Genomic DNA, 22,095 nt, shown 5'->3' on the forward strand with positions numbered 1-22,095 from the left:
CCTCACCCACTACATCGCCCGATCTCTACTCGAGGCCGGCGGATTCAGACCCCGACTACACCCTCAACTGCGATGAGCCGGCAAAGGCTGCACAGGACGGTGTGGCGGTGTATTCGATGGACGACGAATCCACCTATGGTCCGGAGTTCCATCACCTCGGGTTCGGTCGCGCGGTGGAACTCGGACACTTATCTGATTACAAAGTCCTGATTTTGGCCGTTGACGAGACTTCGGTTGCGACGTCGTTCCAACGGTTGCTGTCCGAAGATGGTGACCTCAATCTTGACGACGTCGCCAGGATCGTCGGGTGTTGGAATGGTCTGTCGAAACGCGGTGTACACGGCCAACGGTTGGCGATCAATGATGATTCTCCAATGAACCGTGCCGTAGCGTTCGCTCGGAATATCAAGGAATCAAAGGCTCTGGCGGATCAGTTCGAGAAGATCGGACGCGAGCTCCTTGTTAACCGTACTGATGAACAGTCAAAGCTACGGATGGAAGCCGAGCACGTTGACGGCACCTTCAACGTCCTCGAACGTTCCAAGCGATTGGATTGGCTCCAGGAAGAAGTTGGCGCGAATACGTGCCGGATTCTCACGAACGCGAAGTGTCTGACCGAAGGCGTGGACGTTCCTAGCCTTGACGGAGTTCTGTTCCTCAACCCTCGGAACTCTCAAGTGGACGTTGTTCAGGCTGTTGGGCGTGTGATGCGTAAAGCACCGGGCAAGGAATATGGGTACATTGTGCTGCCCATCGCGGTGCCAGCTGACCAGGACCCTGAGACGGCGTTGAATGACAACAAGAAGTACAAAGTCGTGTGGGACGTGTTGCAAGCGTTGCGTGCACATGATGACCGTTTTGAAGCGATGATCAATAAGATCGACTTGGACAAGGGTGCGAACAAGACGGTTGATGTCATCGGTGTCGGCACCGACGACGAAGACGCGGATTCTGACCGGTCGTCGGGGCAGGACGGTGCTGAGGCGTTGTTTTCTATGGTCAATGCTGCGGCGTGGGAGAACGCTATCTTCGCGCGCATGGTCAGGAAGGTGGGTGACCGTAGATATTGGGAGGACTGGGCTGCTGATGTCAAGGACATCGCCGACAGGCAGACCGTCCGTCTGCTTTCCATCATCGACGATCCTGAAAACTCAGTTGTTGAAGGTCGTTTCACCGAGTTCGTCTCAGCACTTCGGGCAAATCTCAACGACGGGATCACCGAAACCGACGCCGTCGACATGCTGGTACAACACATGATTACGAAACCGGTCTTTGACGCACTGTTCGATGACTATGACTTCACTGCCCATAACCCGGTTTCGAGGGTGATGGACACCATGCTCGCCGTGCTGGAGGAGTACAACCTCGATACGGAGACGGGGAAGCTCGATGAGTTCTACCGGTCTGTCAGGGTGCGCGCTGAAGGGATCGAATCAGCACAGGGCAAGCAGAAGATCATCACGGAACTGTATGAACGTTTCTTCAAGCTCGCATTCCCCAAGACCGCTGAGTCTCTCGGCATTGTCTACACCCCGGTCGAGGTCGTGGACTTCATCCTCCGGTCAGTCAACGACGTGCTCAAGGAACACTTCGGCACCACGATCTCTGGCGAAGGCGTCCATGTGCTCGATCCGTTCACTGGTACAGGTACGTTCATTACCCGGCTCCTCCAATCTGGCCTGATCGAACCGGCTGACCTTGCACGGAAGTACGCGAATGAGCTTCATGCCAACGAAATCTTGCTCATGGCCTACTATATTGCCGCGATCAATATAGAAGCCACGTTCCATGGTCTCCAACGAGAAGCAGCCGCAGAAAGTGGAATAGACCCGGACCAGGTTGGGTACAGACCGTTCGAAGGGATTGTGCTGACCGATACGTTCCAGATGACGGAGGACGGGGGCACGCTCGACGACGCCATGTTCACTGGCAACAACGACCGTGTCATCGCCCAGAACGGCCTCGATATCCGAGTGATCTTGGGGAATCCGCCCTACTCAGTGGGTCAAACCAGTGGCAACGACAACAACGCCAACCAGGCGTATCCGACACTGGACGAATCGATCCGGTCAACGTATGCGGCAAGGTCATCAGCGACGAACAAGAACTCCTTGTATGACTCATACATTCGCGCAATTCGATGGGCATCCAATCGAGTTCTTGACTCCGACAGCGGTGGCGTCGTCTGCTACGTCTCTAACGGTGGGTATATCGACGGAAACACAGCTGATGGTCTGCGGAAGACTCTCACCGACGAGTTCCACGACATCTACATCTACAACCTCCGAGGGAACCAACGTACGGCTGGTGAACTGAGCCGTAAGGAGGGTGGAAAGATCTTCGACTCGGGGTCACGGAATACAGTTGCGGTGATGGTTTTGGTGAAGCGGCCAGGAGCGCCTGACCAGTGCGTTCTGCACTATAAAGATGTCGGAGACTACCTCGACCGCTCAACGAAGCTCTCAACGCTGGAGAAGAACTCCCTTTCAACCTTAGAGTGGCAAACGGTGACGCCGAATCAGTACGGGGACTGGATCAATCAGCGTGATCCCAACTATGAAAAGCTCCCCCTCATCGCAGATAAAAGGAGCAGGTCCTCACAAATTATTTTCGCACTGTCTACAGGTGGTTTGAGTACGAGTCGTGACGCTTGGGTATATAACTCGTCGATGGAAGAGCTGGCAACCAACGCGAACGCGATGATCGAGTTTTACAATAGCGAAGTTGAGCGGTGGAAGGTCTCAGGTAAACCTTCGCCAGTCGGGAATTTTATTGATTCGGATTCTAGAAAGATTTCGTGGGCAGATGGTCTCAAGCAAAGACTGCAGAGGGGTAAGACGGCAGAGTTTGACGTCGAAAATATACGTCCATCAATGTACCGGCCGTTTCAGGCAGAGCACGTATACTTTTCGGCAGATCTTAACGAGCGTCGCTACCGTCTGAAGGAAGTATTCCCTAATCGCGAATATGAAAATTTCGGCTTTTATAACGTTGGTGCAAGCTCAGCAGTTCCGTTTTCGGTCCTGATGACAGATATAGTTCCCAATTTGCACTTAACTGGAGCTGGAAGCGGGGGGCAGTTTTTCGCTCGCTACCGGTATATCGCTCCTGCTGGGGATGCGCTGCTGACCACACCGACTCGCGAAGACAACATCACAGATTGGGCACTCAGTGAATACAGGCGGGCCTATGGTGACCAGGTGTCAAAGGACGATATATTCTTTTACGTTTATGGCCTGTTGCACTCCTCGGATTACCGAATCACCTATGCCGCCGAGCTGAAGAAGACACTGCCCCGCATCCCACAAGTCAAAGGCCGTGCAAATTTTGAGGTATTCGTGCAGGCCGGTCGTGAACTCTCGGCGTTGCACCTCAGTTATGAGGAGATGGAGCCCTACCCGTTGTCAGAGAATGTTACAACGGTTGCACCAACCGAAGAGTTTGAACGGTTTGCTGTGTCGAAAATGAAGTACGGAGGCAGGTCCGGTGCTTGGGATAAGACGATCATCAAGTACAACCCGTACATCACTATCGAAGGAATTCCCGAGGAAGCGCAACGGTACATGCTGGGTTCCAGATCGGGCCTAGACTGGATTCTCGAGCGCTACCAGGTGAAGACCGATAAGGCATCAGGCATCGTGAACGATCCCAACGACTGGGCTCGCGAACACAACCAACCTCGGTACATCATCGATTTGATCGGGAAGATTACAACTGTGAGCTTGGAGACGATGCGCATCGTCGATTCCTTGCCTTCCCTGGAAGCGGACTGACCCAGCTCAAGCTCAAGGTTGCCTTAGTAGTACCAGCAGCCTCACTTTTCCGTCGTCAATCGAGCAACCATCGATGAGGAATTCCTGGAAGTAATGATTCTGGATTCCGTGGTCTATGCCTTGAACCATCCATCCATTGGATGAGGGTAGGGCAAGTGTTAGGCGCTAGCGAGCCCGGTCAAGGGAGCAACCTGGGGTGGAAGACCTTGACCGACGAGAAGCAGTATGATTCGGTGCCGGGCGCGGGAGAAGACGACATAGAGTAGACGACTCGTGTTTATGAATGGGCTCTGCTCGCGATTGCCGAAAAAGTCTGTGGAGCGGAGAATTACGATGGTTGCGTCCGCCTCCCGGCCCTTGGTTTGATGCAGGTTCATTAACTGGACGTCGCCTGGGGCGTCCGTCACATCGGTTAACAGACCAGATGCCGTTTGCTCGACCTCGCGAGCCAGAGCGTGCGCAATACCACTTGCCCCTCGTGTCCGTTTCGCCCTGGCGACCATCGGGCCCAGAAGTCGACTGGCATAGTGCCAAGCGCGAGCTTTGCTCGGGAGCCCGATGACCGTGTGAGCACGCCCAGCGATCAGGGTGGCCTCGTCCAGGGGCATGGCTCGTAGGGAGCGCTCGATCTCTGTGAGTCGTGCTTGAAGAGTCTGCGAGCCTCTCCCTTCCAAGATGTCTTGGGCTAGGGGCGGAACATTCGAGCCCTTCTGCGCACTTGCAATGAATACAGCGAGAGCCTGAAGAACATCATTCCATTGGCCCTGTCCCTGGGCATACCTGCACATTTCCATTTGGGCTAGGAGTGCGAGGCTCACGGCATCCGAGAGTCCGGCGATGTCGTGGTCGATCCCCCGTACGTTGAGCCCGTCTGACAGGGAAGCCAGCATGTCATTGTGGTGGCAATAGATCCCAATGCTTAGGCCATCGTCTGTCAGGGCGCGCACGCGCTCGGCTACAACTTCCGCTTCGTCTTCTTGGTCGATCTGACTTTCAACTATGAGACGATCGGTGTCTAACCCGTTTTGGATCGCCTCGCTATCGAATTCACGTCGCATGATTGCCTCGGCGATAGCAGGAATCAGACCGGTCGTGTCCCGATGAGATGTCGACGGCAAACGAATAACTCCCTCGGGACCTGCTTCACGAGCAGCTTCGTCAATCCGCTCAGGGCGCACTCCTTCAGCACTCCGGAATGTATAGATGCACTGATTTGGGTCGCCAAGGAGAATACGTCGTGATCGAGGACTGACGGCATCGACTAGGCGAGATTGAAGCCTGTCTGTATCTTGGAATTCATCGACTATGACCAATCCCCAGCGGTTCTCGACGTGCTGACGCACGGCGGCGGAGTTTCCTAACGCTCTTAGAGCCATGGGGATCAAATGGTCGTATTCAAGTGACCCTGGTTCGTGCACCAACCGGTGGTAGGCAGGTGGTCTTAGCACAGGGTTCTCGTGCCCCAGGATCGGACCGAAACGGCGAACGATGGACCACGCGAGGGCATGGAAGGTGGTCACCTCTATGTGAGAGCTCCACGACCCGACAAGTCCACGAGCCCGCTGAAGTACGCGACTCACTGAAGCCCGTGAGAAAGACAAGAACAACACACGGTCTGGTGTCTCTTGTCGCTCCAGGTGAGCACGAGCGGCGGCGCACGCGGTCGTGGTCTTGCCTGTACCGGCTCCACCTAGAACAACCAGTAAGGGCAAGGTGGACTCGATGACTCCCCGCTGTTCAGGTCCCGGCTCGAACGTCATCATGGATCACGCAGCTCAATTCGGCCAGGCAAACCGCTGTGCAGTGTGCAGAGCACCGCTTCGGCAATCGGCGGTAGTTCACCGCTGGGGAGAGACTGAACCCACGGCGCATGGAGTCCGGGGCTCTTTTTCAGCAGTTTCTTTCTCAGGACAGCGTCGACTAGAGCACTTTCGTCGATGCGTTCCAGATTTCCCAGGTCCGGCAATCCCCAATCGGCTGGCACTAGATCGTACCCAGTCACTAGGCCTCGAATCGCTTCTCGTAGGGCGGGTGCGCTCAACCCGTACACGAGCGCGCGCTCGATAGCGGTTCGATCTGGTAGAACGACGAGCTGTTCGGTCAAGGCTTCTAGTTCGTCGTAAAGATCGCCATCTGATCCTGGAGAGTCATTATCCACTATGGCTCGAACGTGGAAGCCGAGTTCGATTGCGAGACGGGCCAAGTCTGCAAGCCTATCCTTGCCTCCCGTCTCGCCCGGAGCGCTTAGCAGCCGCATACCGCGGCTCGAAAGGTCGCCTTCGGCGCGGCCCAGCCATACGATGCGGCGCGCGACCGCTTGCAATCCTTCGACATCGTGCGGACCCTCAACGAGGACTACAGTCTTACTCGTGCAACCTGCCAACAGATGGGGCAGAAGGTCACGATGAGCGCGCCGGGCCTTCTTATCGGTGGATGGAGATAAGCGATGGTGCTGGCGCAAGCCGTGGCTGCGAGTGAACCGGATCACTTCTTCGGGCATGAACGCCCTGAGCGGGTCCGCGCGTCGGGTGCTGATCCAGGTTTGCCTTGACGCACTTCTCAGCTGTATCGCTACGTGTTCCGCGCCTGAGGCATCAAGCGTGTCGCCGAAGTCATCGGCAAACACCACCAAACCCTCTTCTCCCAGTCGCTTGGCTGCAGCTATCGCTTCCGCGCTGGCTAGAATTGCGGAAGCTGTCGATCCGTGACTGGTCAAAGGCAATGTCCCGGCATCGTCGAGTTCAAGGGCCGGGCGTAGTGCACGCAGCAGTCCGGCCAGCGATCCGTCCTCAGCGACGAAGCGAACGCTATTCGGGTCATCAACGCCAAGGAGCGCTGTTCCCCCGGCATCGAGGACATCCGTGACGGTCTCAGCGACAGCTTCACTCTGGCTGAAGGTCGCCGTGGCGTCGGCGACATCGTGGACTAGCCCGTCAAGGGCCGACCGTACGGCATCTGGGCGTGCGCCCTCCATTAACGCGCGGAAGGCGCCCTCTGCTCGAACCTGAAGAGGCGAGTCGCTCTGAATCCAGGCGACTGGAAGTGCCTCACGCTCAATACGACGTGCACGAGAATATGAGTCGATGTCAGGGTCGCTGTCTCGTGCCCAGTCCACCCAATGCTCACCGGTGTCAGTTTCATTGTCATACCGGGCGCGATAGCACAGTCGGACACCCAACTTGGCCTGAAATTCTTCACCTTTGGTTGCGGGGAGGCCCGTATCCGAGTTCAGCAATTCCAGTCGCGCGTCAAATAGTTGCTCAAGATCGTTCCCGAGATCTGTGAGGGAGACTTCGACTTCGGTCAGCTCATCTGTCGCGGGCTGGTGAATATCGAGCGGATCGAGTCGCGCACTGGTGCTTCTCGGATGCAGTACGCGCCGTAATGCCAGGAGTAGATCGGACCTGCCTGCCCTCGGTTCGCCAACGATGGCAACGTGACTATCGAAGCGCAGTTCGGCTGCTTCGAAGCCACGGAACCGTTTCAGACGAATACGCGATACGAACACGGGCACCTCCTCGTTGACGGCCCGCGTGCTGCAAACGGGAACTACATCAACATTATGCCCGAAGATGATCGGTAGTGAAGCACTCATGTCGAGAAGCGGGAAGCCGTAATCGTGAGCCTCAGATCACATGTCCGCTATCGACGTCCGCGACGTCTCTTCCAATGCCCTGCGCTTTTGGATCGTATCCTGGCCACGAATTGCCGGCGCCAGACCGCCATGCGGCGACCTATGGACGCTGCCATCTTTCGCGAGGCTCCCACCTAGTGAGCGTCCGGAACAGGCGGTGCCGTGTTATTCGAACTTGACCCGAGCTTCCTGCGCTGTCACCCCGAGCGCGGTGGCGACGTCCTCCCACTGATACCCCGCGGCCCGGGCTTCCGCGATGATCGCACGTCGAGCTTGCTCGGCGGCGATTTCCACCAGTCGGACGGCTCCCACCATGTCGCCGTAGTCCTCGGCGTCGGCTACCCCACGGGAGACCGCAAGTAGTGTGTCCAGGGTCTCTGCTCGTTTGAACATTAGGTCGTTGAACTCCTGGTCGATCACCCTGCCGACTCCTTCGCCTTCGCGCGCTCCACGGCACGGTAAACGGTGGCGCGACCGATGTTCATTAAGCGTGCCACTTCTCCTACCGGCTCACCCGCGGCTACGAGCGCTGCCACGTGTCGGTCCTGTGCGGGGGAGAGCTTCGGCGTCTTACCGCGGAGGTGTCCCCGGGCCCGGGCGACGGCCATACCTTCCCTGGTCCGCTGTCGTATGAGGTCGGCCTCGAACTCGGACACCATGCTGAGGACAGTGAAAAGGAGCTTTCCCATGGGGTTGCTCGGGTCGTGGACAGAGCCTCCGAGCGAAAGCTTCGCGCCGCGGGTCTCCACCTCGGCTGCGATGTCCGCGGCGTCCCGCACTGACCTGGCCAACCTGTCCAGCTTGGTCACCACGAGGATGTCGCCCTCCCGGAGTGCCGCCAATGCTTCGCGGAGCCCTGGGCGGTCCCGGTTCGTGCCTGTCTTCCCTACGTCCGTGTAGACCCGGTCAGCTTCGACGCCGAGTTTGGCAAGCGCCGTCCTTTGGGCAGTGAGATCTTGATCTTGCTGAATGGTTGAGCATCGTGCGTACCCGATCTTCATCATCTACTCTCTTGTTCATCAGTCCGTTTAACGTGCCCTCACCGGACGTTTTAGCGGACGGGTCTTCCGGACGCCTTCTGTGGAATCTGGCGGTGGGTCTGCCAAGTGTCCGGTGAACGGACGTCTAGCGGACACGTTTAGGGGGCTGCTCGTCTCCTGCTTGATCCATGTCTTCCAGGACCTCGCCCACCAGGTTGCGGACGCCGTCGAAGGCGGCGCAAGGGTCTGGATCCAGCCAGGAGAGCGACGGGAACTCGGTGACGGTCCCGACGTGCTCCTGATCCTTCTGGGACCACTGAACGCGGTAGGCGTAGTGCTCGGTGCTCACTCCTCTTCAGCTCTCGGCATGAGCGCACTCGCCCGGACGTGGGACTCTTCACGGTCAACTTGATGCGCTTCTGCTATTTCTGCGCTGATGTAGATGAGTTTTCGTCCGCGGATTGGAAAACCGTTATCGCGGTCTCCGGGGCCGACGACCGTGACTTCGACCTCGCAGATTCCATCGGGCGTGGTTGACTTCACTTTTGCTACGTAGGGGTAGCCGCCAACTTCCTCAGCGACTTCCTGTACTTCGGGCTGGGCCGGATCAATCAGATATGCCATGTTTCATCCTTGTATGTGTTCACGGGTGGTCACGAGATTCGTGACCTTGTATTCGGTCGGCGTGAGGCCGACAGCCTCGTCCAGGACATCGGGTACCGCTGCGAGGGCTGTCTCGACTCTTGTCGCGGCGGCCTCCGACCCGTCCAGGACCGCATCCGCGCCGCTCTCCGCCAGCGCTAGTGCGCGGCGGCGGAGCGCGCTTCGGGCGGCAGACATCCGCCCAGCGGGGACCCACCAGCGTCCTCTGGCGGCGGCGCGCACTCTTGGATGTTCGTCTGAGGCGAGGGCTTCCCGTACTCGTGGCGTGAGCCGCGGGTTCCGCGCGAGCGCTTGCCTCACACTGGGGGACTCATCTGCTGCCAGGATTCCTTGCTCTTCCTCGCACAGATTCCCGTACTGTGCGCGCTCGGCACGCACTGCCGGGGCAGGGTCGTAGATGGCTTCAGAGCGGTGTCGGGCCGAAGGCTTACGCTGCTGGATCGTGCCTCTTGCCCACTCCGTGTCGACTTTCGCGTCGTCTGGCATGCCGCGTTGGCGCATCTGGCGCGTGTGACGACTCTCGCGGCGATGAGCAGGATCGCAGCATGTGCAACGGATTTGATGGTCGTGGGTGTCGTGTCCTCGGCACATGCTATGTTCCACTCTCCGTCTCTGCTGATGCTCGGTGATGGAGCAACCATAAGCGTTGTTTTTCTCAGAAAGACGATTTCGGCACTGTAGCAATAAAAGGGGGCAAGTGGGTTTTCCCGAGAGAATCACTGGGCCTTAGGGCACCAAAATTCGTGGTTGAAAACCCTTGACAGGTTCGCGTGGGGAGAGGAATGGCGACGGTTTTGTGTGTTCAAAACTTTGAAGGTCGTGAATGCGACGAAGGCCTCGGGAGTTCGGTTCGCCCGGATCGCCGGGGGAACCGCCTCAAGAGGCCTTCGCGCTGTCCAGTATTCAGCGTGTAGTCATGAATTGTCAAGGGAAGGGATTGGAGTTGATTAATGTCTCTAACGGTGGTGTTACCCCCAATGGGGCTATTACCTCTAATAGAGGTGTCTGGTGTGAAGAACTTATCTAATCGGAATCAACATGCTTGCATGAGCGGATTCAACGAATCAGGGGAAGTTGACGAATTACTGTCATCGGTGGAGGACGCCGGGCATGGATGGTCGGCCCAGTGGGGAGGGCCGGGCGTTCGGCCGGCCGAGATCGTATGGTGAGTAGTCCAGATAGTGGGGGCACTAAAAATGAGACACGCGACGCCAATGTCTGCATTGCAACCATTGCCGGTATTGGGTGCGAACGGATGGCTGCATAGATATGGTCACGGGATTCGAGACCATATGTGGGCACTGAGACCCATGGTAAACGTCTTGCTCCCAGTGGCGACGGGGAGGGGAAGGGCGGCAAATTTGCAGCACAGGGCTCCATTGGTGACGTTATCTCCATTGCTGGTAACAGAGGTATTGGAGTTGTCTGGAAGGTCTTGAGAATCGAGACCATTCAATGCCCCTAAACGGTGGCCGGAAAAGGAGCCCGTGCTTCGGGCTTCACTGGCTCTTGGGGAGTAATGCGGGAACTGCGTGACGAACTGCCAGTGGGTGCGTTGTCACATGGTTATCAAACTGGGCAGTGTTTGACTCTATGGTCACGAGATTCGAGTCCATTCTTTAGAGCAGTGTTCATGTGGGTGCCTAGCTCCCCAGGCTCGCAACCTCAGTAACGACGGGGCACTAGATTTGCGACAGACGACTCCATTAGTGGCATTGGTGGTTGGGCCTGAGACCTCGCTTGTGCCCTTAGGGCGAGGTCTACTTGTGGCCTGGTTGTGGGGGAGGCGGGTGAGTCACCGGAGGATGGATCACCGGAGCTAGGCAGTACCACATCTCGGTCTGCCGCTCGCCGTTGAAGGTGGAGTGATTCTTGATGGTGCCCTGCACGGTCACGGCATCCCCTGGCTCCATACCCTGATCCTCAGAGGCGAACCAGCGCACGAGATCACCCTGCGGCGTCCTGATGATGTAGAGAACACGGGGAAGGTCCGCGTAGTCGTTGTAAACCTCGTGGGCTACCTCGACACGAGCCGTGATCGAGACTTTCTGATCTTTCTGCCCCAGCCAGCGCGATCCTGCGGGGCGCGGGGAATGCACGGCAGGCCCATCAGGCGACTGCTGGGCGGCGTTTTTGGCCAGAGCCTTCTGTCGGGCCTCTTCGAGGCGGTTCTGGTAGCGAGTGAAGCCGTTCATGGCGCTCGCGGCAGTGCCAGCCTCGCGTACGGACATGTACTCGGTGGTCAGCGCATGTCGGAGAGCGGCCTGGTAGTCGTCGGTGGGCTGTTGCGAGCGGACCCAAATGCGAACGCGACCCGCTTCGTCCTTGTCCGCCTGCGTGGGAGCGAGGCGCTCTCGGAGAGGGCCGTTGGGGCCTTCTGCGACATAGCGGTTCACCTGGTCGGGGACGGAGTTCTCGCCCTGCCCGCGTCCGACGTAGACCTTCCCGTTGAGGCGGTGGGCGACGACTGCCGCCGCCATGACGTCCCCAGCCTTGGCCTTGCGTTCCGGTTCCGAGCGGACGTTTCCGATGTTGATGCGGTCGAGTTCCTCCTGCGAGGCTCCTTGGACGCGAACGGTCGCGGTCTCGTGCACGAAGATCGGGTCCGAGGGGTCCTGCTGGCGCTGACGGTTGACGTCCACCTGGATGGGCAGAAGGCCGACCTTCGCGCGGTCCTGGTTCATCATCTCGATGCGGGCGACAGCAGTGGGGGTGTCGGAAGGGCTGACTGTGAAGTCACGGTAAGGGACACGCGATTCGACAGGGTCTCGAGTGGGGGCACCCGCGGTGGGAGGCTGCGCGGGCCGGGGCGGCGAATATTGCGGACCATGCTGGGCGCGTACCAGGCTGCAGCGGACCAAACTGGGGCATATCACTCTCCTCCTGTCCTGCTGTTAGGTGTCAGCATATCCAGGAGCACGGTCTTGAGGCATCCATTCGTGGGGGAGGGGGAGGAAAACGACGCCGCTACTTCGACATCATCCCCACCCCCGGTGCGGAACGCGTACCTCGGAATTACTTCCCGGAGGCGGTTCCTGCGATGGAGTGTCTTCCGGGGTGTGTACTCGTGGGATCCATTGTGGTCATGAGGATTCTTTGTACTCGACGGATGCATTGCGTCCTTGGGATCCAGGGGATTCGGGTGAGCCTCTTCCGAGATGCGGATACCCGGAATATTGCGGGTACTTGACAGAGGCGTTAGCCTAAGAAGCAACAGCGAGGCTTGCCGAGAGGGAAGTTTCTTAGGCTAACGACCTCATTCTGGGAAGTATTCTGGCATGGAATCCGGAGTACGTACATCAAGCGGAAACGCACTCCCCGCAAGCACCCGATGGATCCAATGGATGCACTGCTCACATTGAACACAAAGAATCCTTCGCACGCACCACAGAGGTACCCCATCGCAGGAATACACTCCCTTGGAGTAGCGCGCTCCATCAGACGGAAAGTACCTTCAAGGGGTATGTCTACAGAGGGTATGCCATTCCCGTGAAAGGAGGGGGTGGGGGGCACCCACAACCATCCACTTACAGGTACTTCATCGGATCAATGCTGTTGCCGCCAGGGGGCAGCTCATCGCTAGGATGCGGGTCCCGGGAGGGGGATGCTTCGCCGGGGGAAGTTGGAGACTCTTCACTGGAAGATGCAACGCACGTAATGGAGGTGGGCTCCGTACTCGAAGTTACAGTCCCTGTGCGCGGCTCTGATGGGCCGGGACACGACAGTTCAGCTGTTTGGATGGATTCTTCAGTTGAAGCCGGCGAGGGGCCTTTCGTCATCATCTCCCACTCTCTTTCCGCACAATCATCCATTGGCAACCAGCGGTCCAGTTCGTCCTCGTCAAGGAACGTCAGCTGCACCTCCGACTCGGGGAACCGCACGCTCTTCAGAACTCCGCGCCCAGCCACCGCAGATTCTGGTTCGATCTCCTGCAGGCCGATCATGTACCGTTCCGATGATCCGGCTTCAGTCACACTCGTCAAGACACGCAATGGTGCGTTGTTCTGGATGCGCCCGGTCAACACGCTCTTGTCGAGACGTTGCCCTGCCAGCAGACCGTGGATATCCATGACGCGTGCCTTCATGAAAACGCGGTTGATGATATCGCTAGCCTCCGCACGAAGGTCATTCAATGCCTTCGCTTCATCCGAGTTCACAGGGCTCTTATCGAGGAAATCCATAACTTCGTCAATAATGACGAGCCATGACGTTGGCTGCATTTCCTTTGGCAGCTTCCACACGGCTGTCACACCATATTCCTTACAAAGTGCTTTCCTTCGGTCGTATTCGGCGTTGATCTGTCGAAGCGCGTTAGTCATCTCCTCCACTGTTTGCGCGACAGTGAGGACGTTTCGTCGCCCTCGGAACAGCTCAAACTCGACATCCTTCGGGTCGAGGAGGATTACGCGCTTTTTTGGGTGGCGGCACCATGAAGAGATGATGACCCGGAACGTGGAGGACTTCCCGCCGCCCGTCGTACCGACGACCATGCCGTGAGGTGCGATGCGAGCATCCCACAAGAATTTCACGACCTGTCCGTACGTTCCGCCGAGTGCACGAGATGCCCTACGGCTCAAACGTGCTAAGCCCAATATGACCTCGCCGCGGTCCGACGCTGTCTCGCCCTTGTAGGCGATCATGTTCGGTAGGGGTTCGACGTTCTCTGCGGTCGCCTCACGCTTCGAAGCATCCACTTTCGTCAGCCAATAGCCCCAGGTCGCGAGCCGCGCCCGCATGTCTTCCTCCAGGGCTTCTGTCTCATTCTCGCGCCACGAGGGTGGCAATGGGTACGTCACGGAGCCCGGTTCAGTGTCATTGCGGAAGCTGACCTTGGCAGGTGCGCCACGCAAGGCCGCCGAGCGTCCGTCCCACTCCTTGCCCCCGGACAGAACCCCTGCCATAGCTTTCTCCATGCCTGTGCGAGCCTTCTCTCGGGCATACCCGGCCCTCATCCACCATCTCGCTGGAGCGAGGGCTATGAGGCCACCGAGGAGCCCCGCTAGCGGCCAACTGTTCCCAGCGAGCCATACGGCCACGCCGACTCCCACGAGTACGGATAAGAGGCTCGACAAGATGCGTCGGGGAGTCCTCCAGGAAAGCAGTACCGCCGAGGTGACGACCTCGCCGGTTGAGGTCCAACCCACCGAGTTCCTGCCAGCACCACGCACGAGTGCAACACCGACCATTAGGAGAAGGGTAAGAGCGATGGCGTACCGTGTCGCACCAAGCGCTGTTGGGATGGCCATGAGACCCAGCACGAAGCCTGCCATGCTCATCCACTGTCCGAGGCCGACAAGACCACGACGGGGCAGTTTGTGCTCATCTCTCGACCCGGCCACAAACCACCCGCTGATCAGGAGAACTGATGCCAACATCGGTCCGACCAGCGCACTTCCAGTCATCATTCAGCAGCTCCCTCGTGGAGTTCTTCCGGGTTTTCGTGCTTCATTTTTGGTGCCCCGCCTCCTTGACCGGCGCCGGCACCGGGTCTAGCGATACACCCGCCTGGTCATTTTCTTCATCGTCGCCCTCCTTGCCCGGTTGACACCTGGTTCCCTTGCCTAAGAGACGAACGAGGACAGGTCCGCACGTCCACCACAGGGCTACCAGAGCGCCGATCCCGACGATTGGGGAATACCACCTGACTATCGGCTTCTCCGGAGCCTCTATCGCGTCCTCCGCTTCCTGCGCATTCTTGTTCTCGCCCGCCTGGCCAGCGTCGTTACACTGCGTGAGCTTCGACTCCAGCGAGGACTGCACCTCGTCCGCGCTGGAGCGTTTCTCCAAGCGCAGAGTTTTCCCAGAGAGCTTCGGTGAGGCTCCCTCGCTCGTGGGCCACACCACAACCATCAGATCGCGCCTCTCCCCGGTCTCTGTGATGGTGCGCGGCTTCCTGCCCGAGTCCTCCAGAGCGGTCTCCACAGCTTCATGCGCCCATTTGGGCGCGTCATCGGGGCTATAACGAACTTTCACCTCCTCGGGGGCACAAGGGAGCGCACCGTTCCCACTTGACCCGGTTTTCCCCGCGATCATCACCAGGACGACGACGGCGAGGATCCCCAGGAGGACGACGACGGAGAGAATCCCCAGGAGACGTCGGAGACCCTTGGGTCCTGCCGCGATGGCAGCCCCCGTCGCCACCGCACGGCCCAGACCTTTGCCACGACGTCTCATAGCCGTCGCACCGGGTTGCGCCGGATTCCCCACCCTGGTGGAGCAACGAACGGGACGCTGACCTCGCACTCGTCTTCGTCCTGCCGCAGACGGAGGTGACCGGCGAACGGTCTGAGCCAGTCGTCCGCAATCATCTGGATGGCCTCAGCCAACTTGATTCGCTCGCTCTGAGTGATGAGGAGGAGGTGGACATTCTTTGCGACGGACAGCCGATCGAGCACTTCATGGAGACGCTCAACGTCCTCCGTGGAGGCGTCCTCCACTACCTGCCCATCGAGACCGTCCACCACAACCAGCGTCGGCTCCGTGGCCCCGTCCATCATGGCCTCCAGGATCGAGAGCGCGCGGTCAAAGCGCGGTTCGACGTGGTGCTCATCGACATCCCACTCGTAAGTTTGTCCCAGAACGAAAGCTTTCCCCGCCCACTGCCGTGCGAGGCCGCGTGCCAGGTTGGTTTTGCCGATCCCTTGTCCGCGCACTGTGATGTGAGGCTCCGCGTCCCAGTCCCAGTACTTCTCGCCACGGGTCGCGACGATCCGACCGATGATCGGACGGGCGCGCGGCTTGTCCTTCGTGTTCATGCTGCATCCTTCGTCTCGTCAAGGAGGGCTTCCACGTCCTGTTTGGCGTCCTCCCCGGTGCGTGGGTTCCTCGTGGCTGTGGCCACCACGGCGTACGCCATGCCCGGGAGCCGGTCGAGGAGGTCCCAGCTCCCTGTCTGTTGGATTCCTTCGCGCAGGAGGGCCACCAGGCCTTCCGCGTCGCGGGCTGGTGATTGTTTGACCGACCACGCAACGACCGCATCCACCTGTGTCTTAAGTTCCGGCATGGACTCGGCATGGGCCGCTCCCGCGATAGCCCACGCAGAGCGCTGGTGCTCCCGGTGTTGGCCCCCCGCCATCCAGGCCTTTGGTGTCTTGTGTTTGAGCACGCTGGGTGCGTGCTCCGCACCCACCGCATCCCATCCGGGCTTACCCAATGGGGCGACAACCACGGCGTTCGGCCATTTCCCTATCACTGAGCCGAGGACAGTTCCGGCACCCGGCAGGTCAGCCAAGACGGAGGGCGAAACGGCCTTCTGTCTCCCCTTCACCGAGCGTGCTGTGGGTGGCACAAGGGTTTCGACTGAGCGCCGAATGGCCGTGGGGTGGACTCTGCGCAGTTCCGCTTCTTCGTTGAGCCGATCCCGATTCCGGTCTAGAAGTTCGCCCATGATCATTAGCACGGTTCGTGTGTAGTCCGTTTGGAGCGTGTGTGTCCCGGTGTCCTCGCCGCGCTCGACGGTGACGGCCTCGATTGCGTCCGTCCCTACTCGGAGGCACAAGCCAGTGTTCGTCCCCCCGGGGTCTACTGCGAGCATTGGAGGCCATACGTGAGCCTCTACGGCGGTCTGTGCGCGTCTTTCACGGGCGGTCATGGTCGACAACCTCGTCCGAGACTTGGTCTCCTTCACGTCTCTCTCTGAACGCGGTGATTGCCCCTCGTATCAGGCTGGGGGACGCTATCACCGCAGCACCCGCCAGACCGATGGCCAAAGCGATCCAGGGGCTCGCAATCACTTGCAGGGCTCCGCTGACGACTGCTCGGATGACCATGAACACGACGGTCATGGCCAGTGCCATGAGCGCCTTCGCTAGTGTGCCTCGCGTACTGATCCACTCATTCCAGTCTGCGCGGAGTTGTGAGATCAGTCCTGCGGACTTGGCAAACTCCTTGGGCGCCCACGACGAGGTCGCCCACATACTCCTAGCAAAGGATGTGGCAAAGAAGGCCAGGCCCGTAGCTGCAATCTCCAGGAGCCCGGACTGGGACAACGCCCAGCCCAGCGCGAAAAGAGCGCCGCCCAGCAGAATGACTGCTGCGACCTGCCACTTGTGCCCACCAGATTCCTCATGAAAGAGGCCGATTCTCATGACTTCATTTCCTTGAGCTTGCGAATTCTCTTTTCCAGCCAAACCATGTCGGACTCGGAGGGTCGGGCCGGAATGCGGTCGATTTCGTCTACTGCTCCGCTGACTCGTAGAGCCACCTGACGGTCATGCACTTCGTTCGGGCGGTATCGTGCCGCCGCTGCGAGCTTCGCTTGGCGAAGCCGCGTCTCCTTCGATCGCTTGTCTGGCACATGTACTCCTGTTTCTGTTTGAACGTGACCGTCGAAGATCATGCTAGTGCCAGAAATATAAGCAAAAAGATGAGATGTACTATAACAGTTTGAATCACAAGCGGAAAGAACACTCTGCTTGGCCAGTTGAAACTTGGAGACAGTGGGGCACCAAAAACTTGTAGTGAGTTCTTTGAAAATGGCCTTGACAATGTCTTGGCGGAGGAGATGCGGGGAGGCCGACCCGAAGAGCGCGTGGACCGGGTCGGCCTCATTGTCAACGATAGCTGGTAGCCGTTGCCGGAGAGTGACGGTCCAACTTCGGGTTCGGGAAACGGTCCCTGGGGGCAGGCCGACGAGATTCGGGGCCGAGAACTGCCACCGCTGTCTGATCCGATGTCGACGACGGTGCCAGCGAGCAGCTGTTACCTCTGATCGTCACTTCCGTGGCCACAAGGTAACGACACCACAATAGCCATGAGTAGCGAAAAGATGGTGAAGGGTCCGGATAAGGTGATGGCTATGCAGCACCTGCCCCCCTCCCCAGTTGCATTGCACCGGCCAGAGTGAGAGCTTCGACCCCGGGTGTACGTCGGCAATGGGGGCACAACGGTTCGTCGTTCCGGTTGGGAGCCAAGCCGTCGTGTTGGCCGTGCGGGCATTCAGCAACCTCGCGGGGGAGTGCGTTAATGAGTCGCGTGATCTCTCCGCGCTCTTCCCGTGCTTGTTGTCCAGCCCTGTCTCGGACTTCGCGAAGGACAAGCGCCCTGTAGGCGGGGTCGCTCAGGAGTCTGCCGCTTGCAGAGCGAGTCGTCTTTGGGTCTGCGGTGGCAATGTCAATCATCCCGGTAGCTTCGGCCTGTGTGCAGCTAGCGGCGGATGCAACCTCAGCCACGTCCCTGCTCGCGCTGCCCGCGTGTTTGCGCGCACTGTGGTGGGTGGTCTGGTCATTGATCTGGTCTTGGTCTGGTGGACCCTCCTGCGGGAGGGTGTACGCCACTCCTGTGGGAGGTCTGGAGCCCTCCCCGCGGAGGGGCGCTTCCCCTCCTGTGAGAGGGGACCCATCCTCTGGGAGGGGGCGGCCCGGATTAGAGATTTCACGATCCTTTGCTCGTTCCAGGAGCAGATTGCCCCACCGCGAGAAAAGCTCCTCGGAGAGATCTGCCGGTAGCGACAACCAATAGACGGCGTTCCATCCAGGGCGACCCGGCGAAACGCAGACAAGTAGTCCGAATTCCTCCAGGGCTCGGATTGCTCTGCGAATTGCCTCGGGCTTACAGCCAGTGTGACTCTGCAGCCGCGCGCTTCCGGGGCGCACGCTACTACCGTCTGGGTCGGCGTAGGTGGCCATGAGTAGTCCGACTAACTTCATCATTGCTGGACTGCTGTGGTGCGACCGAGTTACGATATGGAGCTTTTCTGCTTTGAGATTGGTGACGGCGCGTTTCCAGTCGAGCTGGCGAGCTGGTGCAACTCGGTCCTTGGCTCCGCTGGTCGCCGTCGGTAGACTATGCATTGAAGTCTCTTTCACGCTAAGGCACTGGATAAGAGTTCTGGCAACTTCGGCAGCCGCTGCAACGACTGCCGTGTGCGAGTTTCTGAGGGGCGCGTCTATCTTTCGACGCGCCCCTCATGCTGTCTCGGTGGGATCTTCGCCGCGACTCGTTCGTGAACTTTCTGACTCGATGTACATTCGAATGTCGTCGCTCCTATACACGACTCGGCGTCCGAATCGCACGGAGCGTGGACCAATCCCGGCGTGACGCCAATAGCGGAGTGTTCCCTGCGGAATTCGAAGAAGTTCAGATACCTCAGTGACTGTCAGGAAGGCTGGGCCATCTTGGAGAGTAAGGATCTGACGTTCGGGCTGGTTGAATCCAGGTGCGAAGCGAGTGGCGCACTCAACGTTTACGTGTGGTGTCGAAACTGTTCGGCTCATATCAACACAATAAGCACATCAATCGAAAATCGCAACCAGCGACTTGCGAAACAATGCGGCAGTGTATTACTGTGAGTGCATGGCAATAAGAAATGGCGATCAGACCACTGACCAGCGCTTCGGCGAAGTAATCCGCCGACGACGTGAAGCGATTGGTCTAACCCAGGAAGAAGTAGCTACAGCCATGGCCGCCGAGGGTCTCTCCCTCTCAAGCACGAGCCTGGCGAAGGCGGAAGTGGGAACTCGCTCGGTAAAGATCGCCGAGGCTGTTGCGCTTGCACGCGTCCTTTCCTTGCATCTGGACTTACTCGAACTGACTGATTCCGGCGACGAACTGACGGCATTAATGTCACGAGCCTCCGCAGAAGCCGCGACAGCCGCTCGTGCGGCCTCGGAAGCCACAGCGGAAGCCGAGCGGCGGCAAAGGCAAGCTACGGCCCTTGAAGTCCTCAGTCGCGCAAGGACTGAGCCTGCTTCTTGGCCTCGGGGTCTAGCGGATCTCCTGGAGGTCGCGTTCGGAAACGAACGGTCTGCTGCTCGTGCTGGCTTGCAGTCGCTCGGAATGCAGCCAGAAATTCTCGACCAGATCGAGAACGAAGAGCCCGTGGTGCGTGGTGGACGTTGGGACTGGGTGGCCTTCGCGGCTGGCTTCCGTATTGCGAAGCTGCTCCCTAACCTCACGATTGGGCACTAAGCCGTGGCCAGCATCAAGAGGCGACCGAACGGGAAGTGGCGAGCACGCTATCGCGACGAGGGTGGACGAGAGCACGCGCGGCACTTCGAGCGAAAGATTGAGGCGCAGCGATGGCTGGACGAGGTCACGGCGTCAGTCATTACGGGCGTCTACGTTGACCCGCGTGCTGGGAGAGTGAGCCTTGACCGGTTTTATGCCGAGTGGTCGAAGCGGCAAGTATGGGTAGAGTCCACGAGAGAAAATGCGGACCTGGCCGTGGGGTCTACGGGTTTCAAAGACCTCCCGCTCAAATCGATTCGACGGTCACACGTCGAAGCGTGGGTGAAGAAAATGGACAGCAAGTTGGCTGCGACCACTATAAGGACACGTTTCATTGTCGTTCGTTCAGTTTTTCGCGCTGCCATAGCCGACCGGTTCATTGCTGAAGACCCCTGTGAGGGGGTTGCGCTACCGCGGACACGTCGGCCCGAAGCCAGCATGGGGATACCTACGCCTGAGGAAGTGGGGCTGTTGATTGCCCACGCGGATAGCGGACGAGTATCTACGCGGAAGGGATTTCGAGCCTACGTTCAGCTGTGTGCCTTCGCAGGGCTCCGCAAAGGTGAGGCTTCGGGCGTCCAAGTGGGAGACATTGACTTCCTGCGCCGCACGCTTCGTGTTGAGCGGCAAATCCAACGCGACGGGTCAACATTCAAGGTGTGCCCGCCGAAGTATGGCTCCGAGAGGACCGTCTATCTGCCTGGCGCGCTGATGACTGAACTGGCTCAGCACGTAGCCAGTCATGCGGCTGGAGAAGGGCCAGCTAGATGGCTGTTCCCCTACCGTGACGGCCCGCTATACGACAATGGCGTCAATTGGAGATGGAAGGCAACTCGAACGTCTGCGCGACTAACTCAGTTCAGTATCCGTGACCTCCGTCATTTCTATGCGTCGGGGCTAATTGCCTCCGGATGCGATGTGGTCACTGTGCAGCGTGCGCTTGGCCACGAGTCGGCCAGCGTCACACTGGACACCTATGCACATCTTTGGCCGCAGGGCGAGGATCGCACGCGAACGGCCGCTGAATCTCTCATGGAGTCCGCCAGGATCGATTGTGCGGACTGTGGGCGGACTCAGTCGCACTAAATCATCTCTGACCAGGGCCTTTGACCTGTCCTCAGTAGTACCAGGGGTACGGCGACCAGTCGGGGTCGCGCTTCTCGAGGAATGCGTCACGGCCTTCGACGGCCTCGTCGGTCATGTAGCCGAGTCGGGTCGCCTCCCCGGCGAAGACCTGCTGGCCCATGAGGCCGTCGTCGACGAGGTTGAAGGCGAACTTGAGCATGCGCTGGGCGTTCGGGGACTTGCCGAGGATCTCTTCGGCCATCGTCAGGGCCGCGTCTTCGAGCTCGGCGTGGTCGACGACTTCGTTGACGGCGCCCATGTCGGCCATCTCCTGCGCGGAGTACGTGCGGCCGAGGAAGAAGATCTCGCGCGCCTTCTTCTGGCCGACCATCTTCGCCAGGTACGCCGAGCCGTACCCGGCGTCGTAGGAGCCGACATCGGCGTCGGTCTGCTTGAACTTCGCGTGCTGCCGCGAGGCGATCGTCATATCGCAGACGACGTGGAGGCTGTGTCCGCCGCCGGCCGCCCAGCCGGGGACGACGGCGATGACGACCTTGGGCATCGTGCGGATGAGGCGCTGGACCTCGAGGATGTGGAGGCGACCGGCCCGTGCCGGATCGACGCTCTCGCGGGTCTCGCCCGAAGCGTACTGGTAGCCGGAGCGGCCGCGGATGCGCTGGTCACCGCCGGAGCAGAACGCCCACCCGCCGTCCTTTTCACTCGGTCCGTTGCCGGTGAGCAGCACCGCCCCGACGTCGGAGGTCTGGCGGGCGTGGTCGAGAGCGCGGTAGAGCTCGTCGACGGTGTGCGGGCGGAAGGCGTTGCGGACCTCGGGACGGTCGAAGGCGATGCGCACGGCACCGACGTCGTCACCGTCGGCGTCGATCGCCCGGTGGTAGGTGATGTCGGTGAAGTCGAAGCCTGCGACCTCGCGCCAGCGGGTCGGATCGAAGATCTCGGAGACGGTCATGGTCCCCAGCCTAACGCGCGCCGAGGTGGCGCCGAGGTCAGGGTGTGCATGCCGGTCACGGGT

The 22,095-nt window shown here is 59.4% G+C and carries 16 protein-coding genes; 3 read left to right on the plus strand and 13 right to left on the minus strand.

What is annotated here, in order from left to right; translation table 11 throughout:
- The first annotated feature begins 116 nt into the window (after positions 1 to 116).
- Positions 117 to 3,773: a DEAD/DEAH box helicase gene (locus EZE58_RS01030; RefSeq protein WP_205772005.1), complete on the plus strand. Its 3,657-nt coding sequence runs from the start codon at positions 117 to 119 to the stop codon at positions 3,771 to 3,773.
- A 1,759-nt stretch (positions 3,774 to 5,532) separates the two neighbouring features.
- On the opposite strand, the gene EZE58_RS01040 is transcribed toward EZE58_RS01030, so the two are convergent.
- The 12 genes from EZE58_RS01040 to EZE58_RS01095 form a co-directional block, all read right to left on the minus strand.
- Entirely contained in the window at positions 5,533 to 7,281 is a 1,749-nt protein-coding gene (locus EZE58_RS01040; protein ID WP_167559616.1) for a DUF2813 domain-containing protein, read from the minus strand.
- 291 nt (positions 7,282 to 7,572) lie between these two features.
- The gene (locus EZE58_RS01045; protein WP_167559618.1) at positions 7,573 to 7,827 is read right to left on the minus strand and encodes an RNA polymerase subunit sigma-70; all 255 of its coding nucleotides are present in this window, start codon (positions 7,825 to 7,827) and stop codon (positions 7,573 to 7,575) included.
- Positions 7,824 to 8,411 (minus strand): recombinase family protein, encoded by a 588-nt coding sequence (locus EZE58_RS01050; RefSeq protein ID WP_205772006.1) that lies wholly within the window; start codon positions 8,409 to 8,411, stop codon positions 7,824 to 7,826. The genes EZE58_RS01045 and EZE58_RS01050 overlap by 4 nt, the downstream gene beginning before the upstream one ends.
- Before the next feature lie 121 nt (positions 8,412 to 8,532).
- On the minus strand, positions 8,533 to 8,736 hold the full coding sequence (locus EZE58_RS01055) for an antitoxin HicB (protein WP_167559620.1): 204 nt from the start codon (positions 8,734 to 8,736) through the stop codon (positions 8,533 to 8,535).
- A complete protein-coding gene (locus EZE58_RS01060; protein ID WP_167559622.1) occupies positions 8,733 to 9,011 on the minus strand; it encodes a hypothetical protein in 279 nt (92 codons plus the stop codon). Before EZE58_RS01060 ends, EZE58_RS01055 begins: the two co-directional genes overlap by 4 nt.
- 1,799 nt (positions 9,012 to 10,810) lie before the next feature.
- Positions 10,811 to 11,737 carry a hypothetical protein gene (locus EZE58_RS01065; RefSeq protein WP_167559623.1) on the minus strand — a complete coding sequence of 309 codons (927 nt, stop codon included), beginning with the start codon at positions 11,735 to 11,737 and terminating at the stop codon, positions 10,811 to 10,813.
- 840 nt (positions 11,738 to 12,577) lie between these two features.
- Positions 12,578 to 13,951, minus strand: coding sequence for an FtsK/SpoIIIE domain-containing protein (locus tag EZE58_RS01070; RefSeq protein ID WP_167559625.1), 1,374 nt, complete (start codon positions 13,949 to 13,951; stop codon positions 12,578 to 12,580).
- Between the two features lie 544 nt (positions 13,952 to 14,495).
- Positions 14,496 to 15,191: a hypothetical protein gene (locus EZE58_RS01075; protein WP_167559627.1), complete on the minus strand. Its 696-nt coding sequence runs from the start codon at positions 15,189 to 15,191 to the stop codon at positions 14,496 to 14,498.
- Between the two features lie 29 nt (positions 15,192 to 15,220).
- Complete coding sequence (locus EZE58_RS01080; protein ID WP_167559629.1) at positions 15,221 to 15,805, minus strand: hypothetical protein; 585 nt, start codon at positions 15,803 to 15,805, stop codon at positions 15,221 to 15,223.
- Positions 15,802 to 16,641: a hypothetical protein gene (locus EZE58_RS01085; RefSeq protein WP_167559630.1), complete on the minus strand. Its 840-nt coding sequence runs from the start codon at positions 16,639 to 16,641 to the stop codon at positions 15,802 to 15,804. The genes EZE58_RS01080 and EZE58_RS01085 overlap by 4 nt, the downstream gene beginning before the upstream one ends.
- Positions 16,628 to 17,137 (minus strand): hypothetical protein, encoded by a 510-nt coding sequence (locus EZE58_RS01090; protein ID WP_167559631.1) that lies wholly within the window; start codon positions 17,135 to 17,137, stop codon positions 16,628 to 16,630. Before EZE58_RS01090 ends, EZE58_RS01085 begins: the two co-directional genes overlap by 14 nt.
- Positions 17,134 to 17,388 carry a hypothetical protein gene (locus tag EZE58_RS01095; RefSeq protein WP_167559633.1) on the minus strand — a complete coding sequence of 85 codons (255 nt, stop codon included), beginning with the start codon at positions 17,386 to 17,388 and terminating at the stop codon, positions 17,134 to 17,136. The genes EZE58_RS01090 and EZE58_RS01095 overlap by 4 nt, the downstream gene beginning before the upstream one ends.
- Positions 17,389 to 19,343: 1,955 nt before the next feature.
- On the opposite strand from EZE58_RS01095, the gene EZE58_RS01105 reads away from it, so the two are divergent.
- Complete coding sequence (locus tag EZE58_RS01105; RefSeq protein ID WP_167559637.1) at positions 19,344 to 19,958, plus strand: helix-turn-helix transcriptional regulator; 615 nt, start codon at positions 19,344 to 19,346, stop codon at positions 19,956 to 19,958.
- A 477-nt stretch (positions 19,959 to 20,435) separates the two neighbouring features.
- On the plus strand, positions 20,436 to 21,083 hold the full coding sequence (locus EZE58_RS01110) for a site-specific integrase (protein WP_240941038.1): 648 nt from the start codon (positions 20,436 to 20,438) through the stop codon (positions 21,081 to 21,083).
- Positions 21,084 to 21,114: 31 nt separating this feature from the next.
- On the opposite strand, the gene EZE58_RS01115 is transcribed toward EZE58_RS01110, so the two are convergent.
- On the minus strand, positions 21,115 to 22,032 hold the full coding sequence (locus EZE58_RS01115; protein WP_095376755.1) for a 1,4-dihydroxy-2-naphthoyl-CoA synthase: 918 nt from the start codon (positions 22,030 to 22,032) through the stop codon (positions 21,115 to 21,117).
- Positions 22,033 to 22,095 lie beyond the last annotated feature (63 nt).

Source organism: Brevibacterium sp. LS14, from assembly GCF_012027885.1.
GTDB lineage: Bacteria > Actinomycetota > Actinomycetes > Actinomycetales > Brevibacteriaceae > Brevibacterium > Brevibacterium casei.